Source organism: Rhodoferax sp. XS2R6 (genome assembly GCF_056521365.1).
The window spans coordinates 132,501-149,809 of the sequence record NZ_JBWMAY010000007.1 but is presented as its reverse complement, the minus strand read 5'-3'; the positions used below and the strand labels follow the sequence as shown (position 1 = coordinate 149,809).

Here is a 17,309-nt window from a genome sequence, read left to right as displayed (position 1 = left end):
GGGGTCAGGGTTTGGGGGCGGCCGCAGCAGCAGCCGGGGCACCCAGGTAGGCTTCGCGGATCACGCTGGAACGCGCGAGCAAAGCCGCAGGCCCGCTGGCCACCAGCGTGCCGCGCTCCAGCACGTAGCCACGGTCGGCCACGGCCAGCGCCTTCTTCACGTTTTGCTCCACCATCAGCACGGTGGTGCCCGCATCGGCAATGCGCCGGGCAATCGCCAGCAACTCGTCCACCATCTTGGGCGCCAGGCCCAGCGAGGGTTCGTCCAGCATTAGGAGGCGCGGCGCACTCATCATGGCGCGCGCTACCGCCACCATTTGTTGTTCACCGCCGCTCATGGTGCCGGCCAGTTGCTGGGTGCGCTCACGCAGTTTGGGGAAGTCGACAAACGCCTGCTCCATGCGGCGTGCGCGTTCGGCCTTGCTGCACAACCAGCCGCCCAGCTCCAGGTTTTCGGTCACCGTCATCTGCGGGAACAACTGGCGACCCTCGGCCACCAGCGCCATGCCGCGCTGCACGATTTCGTTGGTCTTGGTGGGCAGGTCTTCGCCGTTCAGCAGCACCTCGCCCTGGCGCGCGATCAGGCCCGACAAGGCCTTGAGCAGCGTGGTCTTGCCCGCGCCGTTGGGGCCGAGGATGACCGTGAGGCCAGGCTTGATCTCCAGCGACAGATTGCGCAGCACCAGAAATGCGCCGTAGCCCGCACTCAAGCCGTTAACCTGCAAATGTGCGCGGGTGGTACCGCCCAGCACAAAGGGGGTGGGTTCAAACCACATCATGCGAGTGCTCCTGCAGGCTCAACCATTTCGTCACCCAGATAGGCTTCAATCACTTCGGCATTGCGCACCACCTCGGCCGGCGTGCCATCGGCAATCTTGCGGCCCTGGTGCAGCACGATCACGCGCTCCACATGGCGCAACAGCGTGGTCACCGCGTGTTCAATCCACACCACGGTCAGGTCCAGCTCGTCACGCATGCGGCGTATCAGCTGCGCCATCGCTTCCACCTCGGATTCGGTCAGGCCCGCCGCCACTTCGTCCAGCAACAACATGCGCGGGCGTGTGGCCAGCGCCATGCCAATCTCCAGCAGCCGCTGCTGCGAAGGTGTAATGGCTGCCGCTGGCAGCTCGGCCAGGTGCGCCAGGCCAATCAGCTCCAGAATGCTCATCGCATCGCGCAGGTGCCAGGGCCCTTCGCGCTTGCGCCCGGCAAACTTCAAGCCAAACTCGATATTGGCCACGACCAGCATGTCGGCAAACACACGCGGTGTCTGAAACGTACGCGCCACACCAGCCGCCGCGTAGTGGTGCGGTGGCCGACCATCCAGGCGTTTGCCCCCTGCCGTAAGCTGACCCGACGTGGGCGGCGTGACGCCCGAAATAGCGTTGAAAAACGTGGTCTTGCCCGCGCCGTTGGGGCCGATGATGCCCACCAGTTCACCAGCGCGAAAACTCGCACTCACCCCATCCACCGCCGTCAGGCCGCCAAACCGCACCGTGATGTCCTGGGCTTGCAGAAATACCTCAGACATGGCGCTTCTCCTTGCGGCCCAGGCCACGCAGCCACTGCTGGCTGTTGCGCCCCCAGTCGGCAAAGGTGCGCCAGCGCAGCGACGCCAGGCCACCGGGCAAATACAAGACGCTCAAGATCAGCAGAATCCCCAGCGACATCATGTAAATCTGCGGAAACTGCAGGCGCAGCGTCTCTGCCAGCACGCTGAACACAATGGCCGCAATCAACGGGCCCCACAGCGTGGCGGCGCCGCCAATCAGCGCAATCAGTACGGTCTGGAAGCCGATGAAGGGGTTGAACACCGTGTGCGGGTCGATATACGTCCAGCGCACCGACATGGCCGCGCCCACCGCACCGGCAAATGCGGCGGTGAGCGCAAACCCGGCCACCTTGACCAAACGCGTGTTCACGCCCAGTGTCTGCGCACGCTGTTCATCGGCACCGATGCCCAGCAGTGCCAGGCCCAAGCGGCTGCGCCGCAGCACGATGGAGCACAACACCGCCAGCACAGCCAGCAACAGCACCGTGAGGTAAATCGTGTCGCGCTCGGGCACCAGCATCAACACGCGGCCCACGGTGCCGGTGACCGATTTTTCAAAGTAGGTCACCGCGTGGCGAATCAACTCGGTCATGCCGAAGGTCAGCACCGCAAAGTAGGTGCCGCGCAGGTGCAGCACCGCCGCACCCATCACCACCGCCACCAAAGTGGCCAGCCCCGCACCCAGTGCCACGGCCTGCCACCAGGCCAGTTGCTCCAGCACCAGCGCGCTGGTGTAAGCGCCAATGCCAAAGAAAGCAGAGGTGGCCAGCGACAGGTAACGGGTGCTGCCGCAGAACAGGCCCCAGCTCGACGAGAGGGCCACATACATCAGGCAGGTCAACGCCATGGACACCACAAACTCGCTGCCGTAGTGCGGCAGGGCCAGGGCCCAGCCTGCAAACGCCAGCAAGACCAGCAGATCACGCACCAACACTTGGCGGTTGTTCATCAGGCCACTCATTTCGCAAACAGTCCGCGGGGCCGCAACAGCAGCACCGCTATAAAAATGCCGTAAGACAACAAGGCCTTCAGCGAAGGGTTGCTGAAGTGCATGCCCAGCGCTTCCACCACGCCCAGCAGCAGGCCGCCAGCCAGTGCACCACCCATGCTGCCAAAACCGCCCAGGGTGATCACGATCAGCGCCGTCACCGTGTAAGGCTCACCCATGCTGGGCGTGATGGTGTAGGCCATGGACAGCAGGCAGCCCGCCACACCCGAGAGCCCCAGGCCGATGCCAAACATCAGCGGATGCAGGCGTTTGGTGTCAATGCCCACCAGCTGCGCACCAATCGGCGACTGCATCAGCGCACGCACACCCTTGCCCAGCAGCGTGAAACGCAGCACCAGCATCAGGGCCAGGCTGAACACCAGGGCCAGCGCAAACACCAGGAGTTTGTTGCCGGCAAACTGGGCCTCACCGAACTTCACCGGGTCGGCCAAGTAGTCGTACCCGCGCAAGTCACCGCCCCACATCCAGGACGCAAAGTTCTGCACCAGGAACATCAGGCCAAAGGCCACCATGAGCCCACGCGCCTCAAAGATGTCGAGGTTGGGCGAGGTGGCGTTGAGCCGCCGAAAACACAGCCAGTGGATCACCACGCCCAGCGCCATCATCACCGCGAAGGAGATGGGCACCATCCACAGCGGCGACCAGCCCAGGCTGGTGTGCGCCATCCAGGTCAGGTAGGCCCCCACCATCAAAAACTCGCCATGCGCAATGTTGAGGATGCGCATGAGCCCGTACTGCAGGTTCAGGCCCAAGGCCACCAGGGCGTAAATGCCCCCGGTGATCAGGCCCGACGCCAACAACTCCAACCACGAAGCCAATCCCATGGGCGCCTTACTTCCAGGCCGGTTTGTTGGCGTTCAAAGCTGCTGTGGCCACCTTCTTGGGCCACACCACCTCAAATTCACCGTTCTGCCACTGGCCCACGGTGCCCGGAGTAGCGGTGTTTTCGCTGCCCGTGAACTGGATGTCGCCCAGAATGGTCTTGTGGGTGCCGGCAGCGATGTAGTCGCGCAGCGCCTTGCGGTCCAGCCCCACCTTGGCCACGGCGGCCGTCAGAATCTCCAGCCCGGCCCAGGTGGCGCCGCTGGCCCAGCGGTCGGGTTCTTTGCCGGCAAACTTCTTGGTATGGGCATCGAAGTAGGCCTTGGCACCCGGGCTGGTCTTGCCATTCCACGAACCCATGCCCAACACGCCCTCGGCACCGGCGGGTGTCATCACGTTTTTGTAAAGCTGGAAGGCCGTGCCCACCGACGCGTAGAAGAACTTGGGGTTAAAGCCCACTTCTTTGGCCTGCTTGCTGGCCAAGATGGTGTCGGGCGGGTAGGTGAAGCCAATGAAGGCATCGGGGTTCTTGTCCTTCATGGAGCGCAACACTGGCGACAGGTCTTTCACACCCGCGGGGTAACTCTTGTCCTCCACCATGCTGATGCCACTGCCCTGCAACGCCACCCGCAGTGCGGCGTAGTTTTCCAGGCCAAACAGGTCGTCCACATAGACCACGGCCACGGTTTTGGCGCCGTTGGCCTTGAGCATGTCCACCAGCGCCTCACACATGGGTTTGGGCTGTTGCAGCAGCAAGAAGAAGTACGGCAGCTTCATCTCCACCAGCCGCTTGGACAGAGCCGTGGGCGCGAGGAAGGGGTAACCAAAGCGGTTGGCCAGCGGTGCCACGGCAAAGTTGGCATTGCTGCCCCAGGGCGGCAGCACCAGGTCCACCTTGTCGCTGCCCATGAGTTTTTCGTAGGTGCGCACCACGGTTTCGGTGTCGCTGCGGTCGTCGGAGCTGATCAGCTCGATCGGGCGGCGCACGCCCTTGACCAGCAGGCCGCCCGCCGCGTTCTGCTGCTCGGCCCACAGCAGGTAGTTGGGCTCCTGGCTGACCTGGGCGCCGCCAGTCCACGGGCCGGTGCGCGACATGGTGTAACCAATCCGCACCGGGGGTTCGGCGGCGAACAGGTGCGGGGCAAATGCGGCAGCACCGGCTGCGGCGGTCGCGCCTTTGAGCAAGGTGCGTTTTGTGTTCTGGACCATGGTGTCTCCTGCGCAATGCGGATTTTTGAGGAATCTGCATCGTAGGAAAAGCGCCCCACATTGGCTTTGCTGGCCGTGCACAAAGCGCTGGCACAAACGCGCAAACCAGCTAGGGATAACCCTTGGCGGATCGACGCACCAAAGCGCAGGGGGCCGCCCATAATGCATTCACCATGCACGCCACCGCCCCTGTTGCGCCCCCCCGCCCCCCAGCGGCCCGGGCCATGAGCACCGACGACTTCGCACCCAAAGAGCGTGCGCCGCTGTGGTGTGAATGGGTGTGGAAACACTTTGGCGGCCTGCGCTCCGACCTGTATGGCGACACTGACTTTGACGGCCACCTGAGCACCGGGCGCGCAGGCGACCTGATCCTGACCCGGCTGGAGGCCAACCGCCACCGCGTGGTCCGCACCATGGACATGGTGCGCGCCAGCGACGAAGGGTATTTAAAAATCGTGGCCCCACTGCGCGGCCGCGCCGGTGTCGAACAATCGGGCCGACAAGCCTGGGTGAGCCCCGGCGCCTGGACCATTTACGACACCACCGCAGACTACCTGATTGCCAACCCCGAGCGGGTGGAACACCTCATTGTGATGGTGCCCAAGGCCCAGTTGGCAGGCCAGGGCCTGCGCTTGGACACCCTGATGGCACGGCCCGTGGGCGGCGCCACCGGCATTGCACGCGTGGCACTCACCACCATGCGCAGCACCTTTGAAGAGCTGCCCAACATGAGCCCCGACGCGGCCCGCGGTGCGGGGGAACTGGTCACGCAGCTAGTGCGGCTCTCGCTGATTGAACTGGCGGGCCAGCACACGCCGCTGACGCAGCGTGAGGCGCTGAAGGACCGCATCCGCCACCATGTGGCGCTGCACCTGCGGGACCCCGACCTCTCGGTGGACCAGATTGCCACGGCGCTCAACTGCAGCAAACGCCACCTCTATAACGCCTTTGCCGACGAACCCCACACGCTGGCCAGCTACATCCAGCACCTGCGGCTGGACGCCTGCCTGCGCGAGCTGCAGCAGGTGGGTCCGGGTGCGCGGGCCATTACCGACATTGCGCTGCACTGGGGCTTTAACAACCCCTCCCATTTCAGCCGCGTGTTCCGCGAACGCACCGGGCAAAGCCCCAGCGAATTCCGCCACGCCCTGGTGAACTAAAAGGCCCCGCTCAGGCGAGCGCGCCCTCGCGCATCAGGGCATCGGGCGCCACGATGTCGATGCGGCCATAACCCAGTGCCAACACACCGCTGCGCACAAAGTACTTGAGCTCCTTGGCCAGGGTCTGGCGTGTGACGCCCAGCATCATGGCCAGCTCCTCGTGCGAGACCTGCACCTTGGCCCGCGCCTGCAAGGCCATGGTGGTGTCGCCCCGGGAGAGTGCAATCAGGCGCCGGGCCACGCGGGTGCGGGTGGAGCGCAACATGGTGTCCTCCACCAGGCCAAACAGATTGCGCACGCGCGTGCAGAGCAGGGCCGTGATGCCGTGCGCAAAGCCATTGCGCTGCATCAGGCGCTTGAAGTCGGCCGCAGGAATCACCAGCAGTTCGGCCTCCTCCAGCGCCGTCACATCGTGGGGCCGTGGCTGGCCGTCGAGCAAGGCGGTTTCACCAAACCAGTTGCCTGCCTCCATGACCGACAGAATGCCCTCACGCCCGTCTTCTCCGAGCGTGGACACCCGCAAGGTGCCGGTGAGCACACCGTAAAAACCGCCCTGCATATCGCCCTTGCGGTACACCACGTCGCCTACCTGCAGGGGCTGCAGCACCGCCACCGCCAGCATGGCCTTGCGCTCGGCCACTGGCAATGCCCCAAACCAGGGGTTCGGCGACATTCTGCGCAGCAGTTCGGTTTTTGAGTACGCCATCCATTTCCCCCCGGTGATTACCCTAGATTGTTCGTTTTTTGACAGTTTAGAGCCTCTGCCGCGGTTAACGTGACTGCGAACTTACAAATGCAGGAGATATCGCATGGCAAGTACCTCTGTGCAATCGCAGGTCAGCGCTGAGGAATGGAAACTGCGCGTGGACCTGGCCGCCTGCTACCGGCTGGTGGCGCACTATGGCTGGAGCGACCTGGTCTTCACCCACATCAGCGCCCGCATCCCCGGCCCCGAACACCATTTCCTCATCAACCCCTACGGTCTGATGTTTGACGAAATCACTGCCAGCAGTCTCGTCAAAGTCGACCAGCAGTGCAATAAGCTGATTGACTCACCTTACCCCGTCAACCCGGCCGGCTTTGTGATCCACAGTGCGGTGCACGACGCGCGTGAGAACGCGGGCTGTGTGATGCACACCCATACCCGTGCCGGTGTGGCGGTGAGCGCGCAAAAGGCCGGCATCCTCCCCTTAAGCCAGCAGTCCACCTTCGTGCTGGCATCGCTGGCCTACCACGACTACGAAGGCGTAGCCTTTCGCGACGAGGAGAAACCCCGCTTGCAGGCCGACCTGGGCCAGTCCAATTTTCTGGTGCTGCGCAACCATGGCCTGCTGACCGTAGGCAAAACCATTGCCGATGCGTTTCTGAGCATGTACACGTTTGAGGCCACCTGCCAAATCCAGATCGGCGCCCAAGCCGGTGGAGAGCTCACCCACGTGAACCCGCAAATCGTCAAAGGCGTGGCCGAGGCCATGCGCGTGCAAACCGGCGGCTTGGGCGGCGCCTTTGTCTGGCCTGCCCTGATCCGCAAGCTCAACCGCCTGGACCCCAGTTACCAAGAATGAAAACCATGCCTCTCCAAGAATTTGATTACATCGTTGTGGGTGGCGGTTCCGCCGGTTGTGTGCTGGCCAGCCGCCTGAGCGAAGACCCGGCCATGTCGGTCTGCCTGCTCGAAGCCGGCGGCCCCGACACCAGCCCTTTCATCCACGCACCGCTGGGCTTTGCGGCTACCGCGCCGCTGGGTATCTTTAACTGGAACTACGAGAGCGTGCCCCAGCCCGGCCTGGGCGGGCGCCGTGGGTTTGCCCCGCGCGGCAAGGTGATGGGCGGCAGCAGTTCGCTCAACGCCATGGTCTACACACGTGGCAACGCCTACGACTACGACCGCTGGGCCGGCCTGGGCAACCCGGGCTGGAGCTACCGCGACGTGCTGCCGCTGTTCAAGCAGTCCGAACACAACCAGTGTTTTGGCGCCAACGACTTCCGCGGCGTGGGTGGCCCGCTCAACGTGAGTTACCTGCGCAGCCCCAGCCCCCTCAACCAGGCCTTTCTGGACGCCTGCGAAAGCCAGGGCCTACCGCGCACGCCTGACTACAACGGCGCCCAGCAATGGGGTTGTGCGCCCGCGCAGGTGACGCAGAAGGACGGTGAACGATGGAGCGCCGCCAAGGCCTACATCACGCCACACCGCCAGCGCCCCAACCTCACCGTCATTACCCACGCGCACACCTGCAAGGTGCTGCTGGAAGGCAGCAACGAAGACCAGCACGCCGTGGGTGTGCAGTACCTGCACCAGGGCCAAACGCTGGAGGTGCGCGCGCGACGCGAGGTGGTGCTCAGCAGCGGCGCCTTTGGTTCGCCGCAGATCCTCATGCTGTCAGGCGTGGGCCCGGCGGACCATCTGCGGGCACACGGAATTCCGGTGCGCCATGTGTTACCCGGTGTGGGCCAGAACCTGCAGGACCATGTGACCACGGTGCTGATCTACCGCACGCAGCAGCAGGACGCGACCCTGGGCTTCTCGGCCAAGGGGGCGCTGAACATGGTCAAGTCCGTCTTCGAGTGGCGCAAGCAGCGCACCGGCTGGATCACCACCAACGTGGCCGAATCGCAGGCCTTCATGAAAACGCGCCCGGACGTGGAAGCCCCCGACATCCAGCTCGCGTTTTGCACCGGCATCGTGGACGACCACACCCGCAAGGCCCACTTGGGCCATGGCTACACGCTGCACGTCACCCTCATGCGGCCCAAGAGCCGGGGTAGCGTGACGCTGCAAAGCGCCAAACCCACCGATGCGCCGCTGATCGACCCCGCCTACCTGCAGGACCCGGATGATTTGGACACCCTGGTGCGTGGCACCCAAATGGGATTCGACATCATGCAGGCCCCGGCCCTGCAGGCCTGCCGCGGCCAGATGCTCTACCCCATAGACCGCAACAACACGGCGCAGATCAAACAGTTTCTGCGCGACCACTCTGACACCGAGTACCACCCCATCGGCACCTGCAAGATGGGCCCGGCCAGTGACCCCATGGCCGTGGTGGACGCCGAGCTGCGCGTGCACGGCCTGCAGCGCCTGCGGGTGGTGGACGCGTCCATCATGCCGGACCTGGTGACCGGCAACACCAATGCGCCCACCATCATGATTGCCGAAAAAGCCGCCAACATGATCCGCATGGCCGCACGGGCTTGAACCAAGCGGTAGCATGCATGCTGGCTCCCGGCAGCCTGCCGGGATGGTTCTCCTGCACTGCACAAGGATTCACATGAAGCTTTATTACTCCCCCGGCGCCTGCTCGCTGTCGCCCCACATCGTGCTGCACGAGGCGGGCCTGGCCTACGAGGGCATCCTTACCCCGACCAAGACCCACAAGACCCCCGACGGCACCGATTTTTACAGCATCAACCCGCTGGGCTACGTGCCTTTTCTGGCGCTGGATGATGGCCGCACCCTGCACGAAGGCCCAGCCATCGTGCAGTACCTGGCGGACCTGGTGCCTGAGAAAAACTTGGCCCCTGCCAACGGCACCTTCGAGCGTTACAAGCTGCAAGAGTGGCTGACCTTCATCGGCACCGAGCTGCACAAGAACTTCTCGCCCCTGTTTAACCCCGCCACCCCCGACGAGGTAAAAACCGCGATCAAAACCCAGCTGCTGTCGCGCCTGGGCTGGGTCAATGGCGAGCTGGCGGGCAAGGACTACCTGATGGGCAACACTTTCACCGTGGCCGATGCCTACCTCTTCACCGTCAGCAACTGGGCACGCCTGGTGGGGGTGGATATCGCTGGCCTCACCCACCTGGGCAGCTACCGCGCCCGGGTAGGCGCACGCCCCGCCGTCGTGGCCGCCATGCACGCCGAAGGCCTGCGTACCTGAGTCCCGCTGGCTGGCTGCCCAAGGCCCTTTTTTTGGGGGGTGCTATGGTTTTGGTAGCTGCTCGCGCATATTCCACGAGGGCTAGAAGCCAAAAAGCCCCGGGCTTTGGTAGGCCAGGGGCTTTTGCTTGATGGTGCCACCCTTGTGGGGCGGTGTGCGCAGCGTAAGGCGGGTAATCCTTGGCTGATGCGGGGCTGTGGGTAACAGAGGACTCCAGTGTAGGCCGCAGTGCCCCGCAGACCATTGCGTAATTGCGCTGATTTCCCTTATTTTTGGCATACTCTGCCCAATTATTTAAAAATAAGGGCATGTACATGAAACTGGACCGCTATGACCAGCAAATTCTGGAAATCCTGCAAACCGACGGCCGCATCAACAACCAGGACCTGGCCGACCGCATTGGCCTCTCGCCTTCGCCCTGCCTGCGCCGTGTGCGTGCGCTGGAAGAATCGGGCCTGATCGTCGGTTACCGCGCCCTGCTGGACGCCAAGAAACTGGGCCTGTCGCTCATGGCCATCGTGCATATCTCCATGGACCGTCACACGCCCGAACGGTTTGCCAACTTCGAGGCCAGCGTGGCCGTGTTGCCCGAGGTGCTGGAATGCCTGCTCATCACCGGGCAGGACGCTGACTACCAAATCAAGGTCGCCGTGCGCGACATGGACCACTACCAGGCCCTGCTGCTCAACAAACTCACCCGCATTGAAGGCGTGACCGGCGTGCACAGCAGTTTTGTGCTGCGCCGTGTGGTGGACCGGACCGCCCTATCGGTGGTCTGAAACGCTGCGCCCCATCCCATGTGCCTGATCGCCTGGAACTGGCAGCCCGGCAGCGCCACCCCCTTGTTATTGCTGGCCAACCGCGACGAGTTTTATACCCGCCCAGCCCAGCCTCTGCACCACTGGCCCGATGCCCCCATCCTGGCCGGGCGTGATGTACAGGCCGGCGGTACCTGGCTGGGGGTGGGCCCAAACGGTCGCCTAGCCGCTCTCACCAACTACCGCAGTGCCGTGCCGGCACGCACAAACGCCCCCTCACGCGGGGAGTTGGTGGCGGGTTTTCTGCAAAGCCCGCTGAGCGCCCAGGCCTATCTGCAGGCCCTGCAGCCCGAAGCCAGCGCTTACAACCCGTTCAACCTGCTGGTGTTTGATGGCCAGACCCTGCTTGGTTTGGAAAGTCGGGGGGCACGCATCGTGGCCCTGCAACCGGGCATAGGTGCCGTATCCAACGCTGACTTCCACACCCCCTGGCCCAAGCTGTGTAAGCTCAGCAGTGGGCTGGCGGCGTGTGTGGCACATGGCAAAACGGAGGAAGAACACCTGTGGCCCCTGCTGCAATCGCGTGCGCTGGCCGCAGATGATGTGTTGCCACATACCGGAATGCCTCTAGAACTGGAACGGGCACTGTCGGCAGTTTTTATTGCCACACCCACCTACGGAACGCGGGCTTGCAGTGTGGTGCGGGTGGGAACAAACAGCGTGCAATTTGGTGAGCAGCGGTATGGGGCGGAGGGCGCACTGGAGCGAACGTCGCTGTTTTTGACAAGAATCCCCCTTGAACCGCCGCCATCCCCCACCATCTACTGATCTTTCCACTCTGCCGCCCTCCTCTCGCCCCAGGCGGTGCACCCATGGTTTTTGCCCCGGTTACCCTGATTTCCCTCTTGTTCCATGGGCTGATTGCCTGGCGTTTGTTGCCCGATCTGCCTGACAACGCGGCCTGGGTGCTGAGTGGCGTGTTGCTGGTCTCTGCTTTGCTGGTACCGCGCGGCTTGATGGGGCGTGGTGCCAAACGTGGTCCCTGGAGCACCGCCATGGTGTGGGTCGGCCTGCTGTGCATGGGCCTGTTTTCCTCTCTGCTGGTGCTCACGCTGTTGCGCGATGCACTGCTGCTAGGTGCATGGACTGTGCAGTCCTTGGGGCTAGCACTGGATGTGGCGATGCTGCGCGACACCAGCGCACAGGCTGTGCCTCTGCTCGCCTTGCTCATGACCGTGCTGGGTTTCTGGAATGCGCGCCACACCGCCGCGGTGGTCCGTGTGGATGTACCCATCACCAACCTGCCAGCAGCCCTGCAAGGTTTCACCATGGCGCAGATCAGTGACATCCATGTGGGCCCCACCATCAAGACCCACTACCTGCAACGTATCGTCGATCGGGTGAACAGCCTGGGCGCGCACATGGTGGCCATCACCGGTGACCTGGTGGATGGCAGCGTGAAAGAACTGGGCCAGCATATTGCGCCGCTGGCCCAACTGCAATCGACCCACGGCACCTTCTTCGTCACCGGCAACCACGAGTACTACTCGGGCGCGCACAGCTGGATTGACGCACTGCGCGCACTCGGTGTGCAGGTGCTGATGAATGAACATGTGGTGATCCACCACGGCCACGACACCCAAGACCCGGAACGCGCCATGGTGGTGGTGGCCGGGGTGGCCGACTACAGCGCCCACCACTTTGATGAAAGCCACCGCAGCGACCCGCATGCGGCAATCGTGCAAGCGCCGGAACAAGCCCTGTTCAAGCTGCTGCTGGCGCACCAGCCACGCAGTGCACCGGCGGCGGAACAAGCAGGCTTTGATTTGCAGTTGTCGGGCCACACGCACGGTGGGCAATTCTGGCCCTGGGGCTACTTTGTGCGTTTTCAGCAGCCGTTTACGGCAGGCCTGCACAAGCTGGGCACACTGTGGGTGTACACCAGCCGGGGCACCGGTTACTGGGGTCCGCCCAAGCGGTTTGGCGCCCCGTCCGAGATCACGCTGCTGCGCCTCGTACGGGCTTAGTTACAAGCAAAATTGGCCTCTAGCCCCCGTGGATAGTGCGCAAGCAGCTACTAAAACAATAGCAAATTAACGTGCGTCTGGCAGCTCAATCTTGACTTCCAGCGTCTCCAGATTGTCCTGGCGGCCCTGGATAACCTTGATGTCGGCAGGATTGATCTTGACGTATTTGCTGATCACCGCCACCAGCTCGCGCTGGAGTTCGGGCAGGTAGTCGGGTTCGGACGCATTGCGGCCCGAACGCTCGTGGGCCAGAAGAATGGACAGGCGTTCTTTGGCAACGCTGGCCGTGGTTTTCTTCTCACCCAGAAAAAAAGACAGAAGGGAAGCCATGGTTTATTTCCCTCCGAACAGGCGCTTGAGCAGGCCTTGTTTGGGCGCTTCGGTAAACCGCATAGGTTTGTCAGCACCCAGGAAACGGTCGATCACGTCCTTGTAAGCCTCGGACACATCGCTGCCCTGCATGTGCACCGCAGGCACGCCCTGGTTGGATGCCTGCAACACCGATTCACTTTCGGGAATCACACCAATCAGCTTGATGCGCAGGATGTCCTGGATGTCTTCCAGCGACAACATTTGGCCCTGGTCCACACGGGCCGGGTTGTAACGGGTGATCAGCAGATGTTCCTTGATCGGGTCTGCACCGGTCATGGCACGTTTGGTCTTGCTGGCCAACATACCCAAGATGCGGTCCGAGTCACGCACGCTGGACACTTCGGGGTTGGTCACCACCAGGGCTTCGTCGGCAAAGTGCATAGCCATGAGCGCACCGGTTTCAATGCCAGCGGGCGAATCACACACGATGAACTCAAAGTCCATGGCGGCCAAATCGTTCAGCACTTTCTCCACACCGTCTTGCGTCAAAGCGTCTTTGTCGCGGGTTTGCGAGGCCGCCAGCACAAACAGGTTGTCGCACTGTTTGTCCTTGATGAGGGCCTGGTTCAGATTGGCTTCGCCCTGGATCACGTTGATCAGGTCGTACACCACGCGGCGTTCGCAACCCATGATCAGGTCCAGGTTGCGCAGGCCCACGTCGAAGTCGATAACCGCAGTCTTGTGGCCACGCAGGGCCAGACCGGTTGCAAAACTGGCACTGGTGGTGGTTTTGCCCACGCCACCTTTGCCGGAAGTAACCACAATGATTTTTGCCATGGGTGAAATATCTTTCGAAATAAAAATAGAAACGGACTCAGGCCTTCAGCGGCTCTATGAGCAGTTTTTCCTGTCCATCGCTGCTCAGCCGCACCTGTGCGGCCTTGCCGTGCACGTCTTTGGGAAATGCGTTTTCACTGGTGCGGTAGACACCGGCAATGGACACCAACTCGGGTTCCAGGCACAGGGAAAAAATCCGCGCCTGGGTATTGCCACGCGCACCGGCCATGGCCTTGCCACGCAGGGGCGCATACACATGGATATTGCCATCGGCCGCAATCTCGGCACCCTGGTTGACCATGGCCAACACAACCAGATCACCCCCGCGGGCATACACCTTTTGGCCAGAACGCAAAGGTTTGTCGACCACCAGGGTGGCCGGGCCGGGTACTTCGCGCACCACCTCTTGCACGGTGACCGGGGCAGGCGCTTCGGCCTGTTTGACACGCACCACCTCAGGCGGTGCCTCTACCAGGCCCACCGCCAACGCAGCCGCGGTCCAATCGGGGCTGGCACCCCGCACGGCTACCGGAATCAGGTTGCAGGAGCGCAAAACCTTGAGCAACGGAACCATGTCCTGGACCGGGACGTCAGGCGGCAGCTGAGAAAAATCGATGACCAGCGCATCGTGGTCAAAAAAGTCGGCGCTTTCACTCCCCTGCCCGTATTGCTGCAACAGCTCGGCAGAGACCTTGTCCCAGTTGTCCGACTTCAGGAGCAAGGCCACCAAAGGCAGCTGGGCACTTTTGATTTCAAAGCTGCTGGGCTTGGAAATAGGGGCTGAACCTGCGGAAGAAGCTGGCATGAAGGCGTTTTTTACGGAGGGGTGAACAAAAGCTGCCAAATCTTACTTGATCAACAGGGCTGTTCCGGCTGTTTAGGAGCCCTGTTTTGCAGATGTTCACAAGTTTTTTTCTTCTAGATTTTTAGGTGCACTTCCTGCAAAAAGAAGTTCGCTGTTATTTAACTAAAGTACCTATTTAAAGATAGTAGTAGTAGATAAGCAAAGCAGTTTTGTGTGGACAAGCTATTTTTCCTTATAAAAATCATGTACTTACGTTGTGTGAACCCATGTGGGTGACCGCGCTTCTGTTTTGCTACCCAATCGGGGATAACTTGTGCCTTTGCAAAAAATCTGTGGATAACTTGTGGCTTGTTAGAAATTTATGCACAGGGTTATTAGAGATCGTGGGGCTGCCAATGACAGAGTACAGTCGCTCACCATGAAATACCTTTTGCGCATCGTGTTGGTGGTGGTGGTCACGTGTTGTGTTTTTTTGGTAGCCGGTCTGTTGGCCACTTGGGCCCCTGACCGCAGTGTGGAAAAACTGGCGCTACGCTGGGCCCAGCCACCCTCCACCTGGTTGGAGGTAGGCGGCATGCGTGTGCACCTGCGTGACGAAGGCCCGCGTGACGACCCCCATCCGATTGTTTTGTTGCATGGCACATCGGCCAGTTTGCACACCTGGGATGGTTGGGCCGCCAATTTGAAGGCCCGCCGCCGGGTCATTCGTTTTGACCTGCCCGCATTCGGCCTCACCGGCCCCCAACCTGCCAATGATTACTCCATGGCAGCCTATGTGCAGTTTGTCACCCAGGTGATGGATGCCTTGGGGGTCCAGACATTTGTGCTGGCTGGCAACTCCCTGGGTGGGCATATTGCCTGGGCCACCGCTGTGGCCCAGCCGCAGCGGGTGAGCCAGCTGATTCTGGTGGACTCTGCGGGTTACCCCAATGTTTCCCAGTCGGTACCGATTGGTTTTGAGCTTGCCCGCTTGCCTGGTTTGCGCCATCTCATGGAATACGTGCTGCCGCGTGGTGTGGTCCAGAGCAGCTTGCGCAATGTGTATGGAGATCCGTCCAAGGTCACGCCTGAACTGGTGGACCGCTACTATGAGCTGACCTTGCGCGCGGGTAACCGGGCTGCGCTGGCTTACCGTTTTCAACAAGGTCTGTCTGGCGACACAGAAGCCTTGAAAACCCTCAAAATACCCAGCTTGGTGATGTGGGGCGCGCGTGACCGGCTGATTCCGCCAGACAATGCCCAAAAGTTTGTGCGGGATTTACCCAATGCCCGCTTGTTTGTATTTGATGATTTGGGGCATGTGCCCCATGAAGAAGACCCCCAGCGCACGGTCGATGCTGTACGTGCCTTCCTGAACATTGTTTAGACACTGTGTACTGCCATGGCCGATAAAAAACCATTTGAAATTGCCCGCGAAACACTCAAGCAGCTGACCGCGCGCAAGCTGGTTCCCACACCGGCCAACTACCTGTCTATTTACAACGAGATTGCCGGCATTCCCCATGTGCCGCATTTTCCGGCCGACATCCTGCGCGACATTTCCCAGTCCCTGCCCACCAAAACACCAGGACAACAAAAGCAGAAAGGTTTGTTGGACTATTCCATCGATCGCCTGAGCTGGGACGGGGTGAAATCCGCTTTGGTGGCGTATGGCGGATTTACCCCAGTGAATGCACCCGACGGTGCTGCCTCTGCAAATGTGGCCAGTTTGCCTGCAGACCCAGGATTGGGCAGCCCTGCACCGGCGGCTCTGACCTCTGAGTTCCTGGCCCAGATTGGTCGATTGATTGAGTACGCACAACCTGCACTGGGCAATGACGATCCCCGCTTCAACGAGCAAACGGAAACACTGGTGAAGGCCTTGCGCCAGCCCGCAACCGACGTGGTTGCCGCCAAGCTCATGTTGGTCAACTACAGCCACCGCCTTTCCTTTGCTGCAGAAGACCAAGCGGAAGTTCGCAACACCTTGCTCAAGCTTTTGCATCTGGTGTTTGAAAACATTGGGGAACTCAGTCTGGATGAGCAATGGCTCAAAGGCCAGATGGATGCCTTGATGGAGGCCTCCACTCCACCGCTGACTTTGCGACGTCTGGACGATGTGGAGCGCCGGTTGAAAGACGTCATCTTCAAACAGAAAGATGCCAAGCAAAAAACCCTGCAAGCGCAGAACGAGATGCGCAGCATGCTGGCAATGTTTGTGGAGCGGCTCTCACAAATGACACAGTCCACCGGAAACTTCCAGCAAAAGCTGGAAGAGAGTGCCAAGCTGATTGAACAGGCCAAGTCGATTGCCGAGATTGCCCCGGTGCTCAAAGATGTGGTGAGCACCACCCGTTCGATGGCGCAGGAGAGCCAGGTCTCGCGCGAACAGTTGCAAAACATGCGTGTGCGTGCCACGGAAACCGATGCCCAGTTGGCCAAACTGCACCTGGAACTGGACCGGGTGAGTTCTCAGGCGCGCCACGATCCGTTAACAGGTGCCCTGAATCGCAAGGGCCTGGACGAAGCGCTGAACCGCGAAGTGTCGAATGTGCGGCGCAAAGACGCGCCTCTGAGCGTAGCCTTGCTCGACATCGACAACTTCAAAAAACTCAACGACACCATGGGCCACGCCACGGGCGACATTGCGCTCACCCACCTGGCCAAGGTGGCGCGTGAATGTATGCGTCCTCAGGACACACTGGCCCGCTATGGCGGTGAAGAGTTTGTCATCTTGTTGCCCGATACACCCTTGGACAAAGGGATTGATGCGATGACCCGCTTGCAGCGCGAATTAACCAAAAAGTTCTTCCTGGCAGGGACAGAAAAAGTACTCATCACCTTCAGTGCCGGTGTGGCGCAGCTGATTGCTGATGAAGATGCGGCAGACGCCATCAAACGTGCCGACCAGGCCATGTACCTGGCCAAACGCGCTGGTAAAAATCGGGTGCTGGGCGCCTGA

Annotated in this window: 18 protein-coding genes; 9 read left to right on the top strand and 9 right to left on the bottom strand. The window is 61.5% G+C overall.

The window, feature by feature from the left end:
- Window positions 1-4: 4 nt before the first annotated feature.
- From AC097A_RS18870 to AC097A_RS18850, 5 genes are read right to left on the bottom strand one after another with little or no spacing between them, the layout of a single operon-like run.
- Window positions 5-778 carry an ABC transporter ATP-binding protein gene (locus AC097A_RS18870; RefSeq protein WP_479622024.1) on the bottom strand — a complete coding sequence of 258 codons (774 nt, stop codon included), beginning with the start codon at window positions 776-778 and terminating at the stop codon, window positions 5-7.
- Window positions 775-1,530, bottom strand: coding sequence for an ABC transporter ATP-binding protein (locus tag AC097A_RS18865; RefSeq protein WP_479622023.1), 756 nt, complete (start codon window positions 1,528-1,530; stop codon window positions 775-777). Before AC097A_RS18865 ends, AC097A_RS18870 begins: the two co-directional genes overlap by 4 nt.
- Window positions 1,523-2,500, bottom strand: coding sequence for a branched-chain amino acid ABC transporter permease (locus AC097A_RS18860; RefSeq protein WP_479622022.1), 978 nt, complete (start codon window positions 2,498-2,500; stop codon window positions 1,523-1,525). The genes AC097A_RS18865 and AC097A_RS18860 overlap by 8 nt, the downstream gene beginning before the upstream one ends.
- 8 nt (window positions 2,501-2,508) lie before the next feature.
- Complete coding sequence (locus AC097A_RS18855; protein ID WP_479622021.1) at window positions 2,509-3,384, bottom strand: branched-chain amino acid ABC transporter permease; 876 nt, start codon at window positions 3,382-3,384, stop codon at window positions 2,509-2,511.
- A gap of 7 nt (window positions 3,385-3,391) precedes the next feature.
- Window positions 3,392-4,591 carry an amino acid ABC transporter substrate-binding protein gene (locus AC097A_RS18850; RefSeq protein ID WP_479622020.1) on the bottom strand — a complete coding sequence of 400 codons (1,200 nt, stop codon included), beginning with the start codon at window positions 4,589-4,591 and terminating at the stop codon, window positions 3,392-3,394.
- Window positions 4,592-4,815: 224 nt separating this feature from the next.
- On the opposite strand from AC097A_RS18850, the gene AC097A_RS18845 reads away from it, so the two are divergent.
- Complete coding sequence (locus AC097A_RS18845; protein ID WP_105260185.1) at window positions 4,816-5,751, top strand: AraC-like ligand-binding domain-containing protein; 936 nt, start codon at window positions 4,816-4,818, stop codon at window positions 5,749-5,751.
- Between the two features lie 10 nt (window positions 5,752-5,761).
- Here AC097A_RS18845 and AC097A_RS18840 read toward each other — a convergent pair whose 3' ends face one another.
- Window positions 5,762-6,424 (bottom strand): Crp/Fnr family transcriptional regulator, encoded by a 663-nt coding sequence (locus AC097A_RS18840; RefSeq protein WP_105260418.1) that lies wholly within the window; start codon window positions 6,422-6,424, stop codon window positions 5,762-5,764.
- A 136-nt stretch (window positions 6,425-6,560) separates the two neighbouring features.
- Here AC097A_RS18840 and AC097A_RS18835 point away from each other — a divergent pair, with 136 nt between their 5' ends.
- The 6 genes from AC097A_RS18835 (at window position 6,561) to AC097A_RS18810 (ending at window position 12,414) form a co-directional block, all read left to right on the top strand.
- Window positions 6,561-7,316: a class II aldolase/adducin family protein gene (locus tag AC097A_RS18835; protein ID WP_479622019.1), complete on the top strand. Its 756-nt coding sequence runs from the start codon at window positions 6,561-6,563 to the stop codon at window positions 7,314-7,316.
- A 5-nt stretch (window positions 7,317-7,321) separates the two neighbouring features.
- Window positions 7,322-8,947, top strand: coding sequence for a GMC family oxidoreductase (locus tag AC097A_RS18830; RefSeq protein WP_479622018.1), 1,626 nt, complete (start codon window positions 7,322-7,324; stop codon window positions 8,945-8,947).
- Between the two features lie 73 nt (window positions 8,948-9,020).
- Window positions 9,021-9,629 (top strand): glutathione transferase GstA, encoded by a 609-nt coding sequence (gene gstA / locus AC097A_RS18825; RefSeq protein WP_479622017.1) that lies wholly within the window; start codon window positions 9,021-9,023, stop codon window positions 9,627-9,629.
- A gap of 308 nt (window positions 9,630-9,937) precedes the next feature.
- Complete coding sequence (locus AC097A_RS18820) at window positions 9,938-10,408, top strand: Lrp/AsnC family transcriptional regulator (protein ID WP_479622016.1); 471 nt, start codon at window positions 9,938-9,940, stop codon at window positions 10,406-10,408.
- A gap of 18 nt (window positions 10,409-10,426) precedes the next feature.
- Window positions 10,427-11,215: an NRDE family protein gene (locus AC097A_RS18815; RefSeq protein ID WP_479622015.1), complete on the top strand. Its 789-nt coding sequence runs from the start codon at window positions 10,427-10,429 to the stop codon at window positions 11,213-11,215.
- A gap of 44 nt (window positions 11,216-11,259) precedes the next feature.
- Window positions 11,260-12,414: a metallophosphoesterase gene (locus AC097A_RS18810; protein WP_479622014.1), complete on the top strand. Its 1,155-nt coding sequence runs from the start codon at window positions 11,260-11,262 to the stop codon at window positions 12,412-12,414.
- A gap of 66 nt (window positions 12,415-12,480) precedes the next feature.
- On the opposite strand, the gene minE is transcribed toward AC097A_RS18810, so the two are convergent.
- From minE to minC, 3 genes are read right to left on the bottom strand one after another with little or no spacing between them, the layout of a single operon-like run.
- A complete protein-coding gene (gene minE, locus AC097A_RS18805; protein WP_105260189.1) occupies window positions 12,481-12,744 on the bottom strand; it encodes a cell division topological specificity factor MinE in 264 nt (87 codons plus the stop codon).
- A gap of 3 nt (window positions 12,745-12,747) precedes the next feature.
- Window positions 12,748-13,563, bottom strand: a complete 816-nt coding sequence (gene minD, locus AC097A_RS18800) for a septum site-determining protein MinD (protein ID WP_105260190.1) — start codon at window positions 13,561-13,563, stop codon at window positions 12,748-12,750.
- Window positions 13,564-13,600: 37 nt separating this feature from the next.
- On the bottom strand, window positions 13,601-14,368 hold the full coding sequence (minC, locus tag AC097A_RS18795; RefSeq protein ID WP_105260191.1) for a septum site-determining protein MinC: 768 nt from the start codon (window positions 14,366-14,368) through the stop codon (window positions 13,601-13,603).
- Between the two features lie 418 nt (window positions 14,369-14,786).
- Between minC and AC097A_RS18790 the strand changes: the two genes are divergently transcribed.
- Both AC097A_RS18790 and AC097A_RS18785 read left to right on the top strand, forming a co-directional pair.
- A complete protein-coding gene (locus tag AC097A_RS18790) occupies window positions 14,787-15,734 on the top strand; it encodes an alpha/beta fold hydrolase (protein WP_479622013.1) in 948 nt (315 codons plus the stop codon).
- 15 nt (window positions 15,735-15,749) lie between these two features.
- Window positions 15,750-17,309 carry a diguanylate cyclase gene (locus AC097A_RS18785; protein ID WP_315496720.1) on the top strand — a complete coding sequence of 520 codons (1,560 nt, stop codon included), beginning with the start codon at window positions 15,750-15,752 and terminating at the stop codon, window positions 17,307-17,309.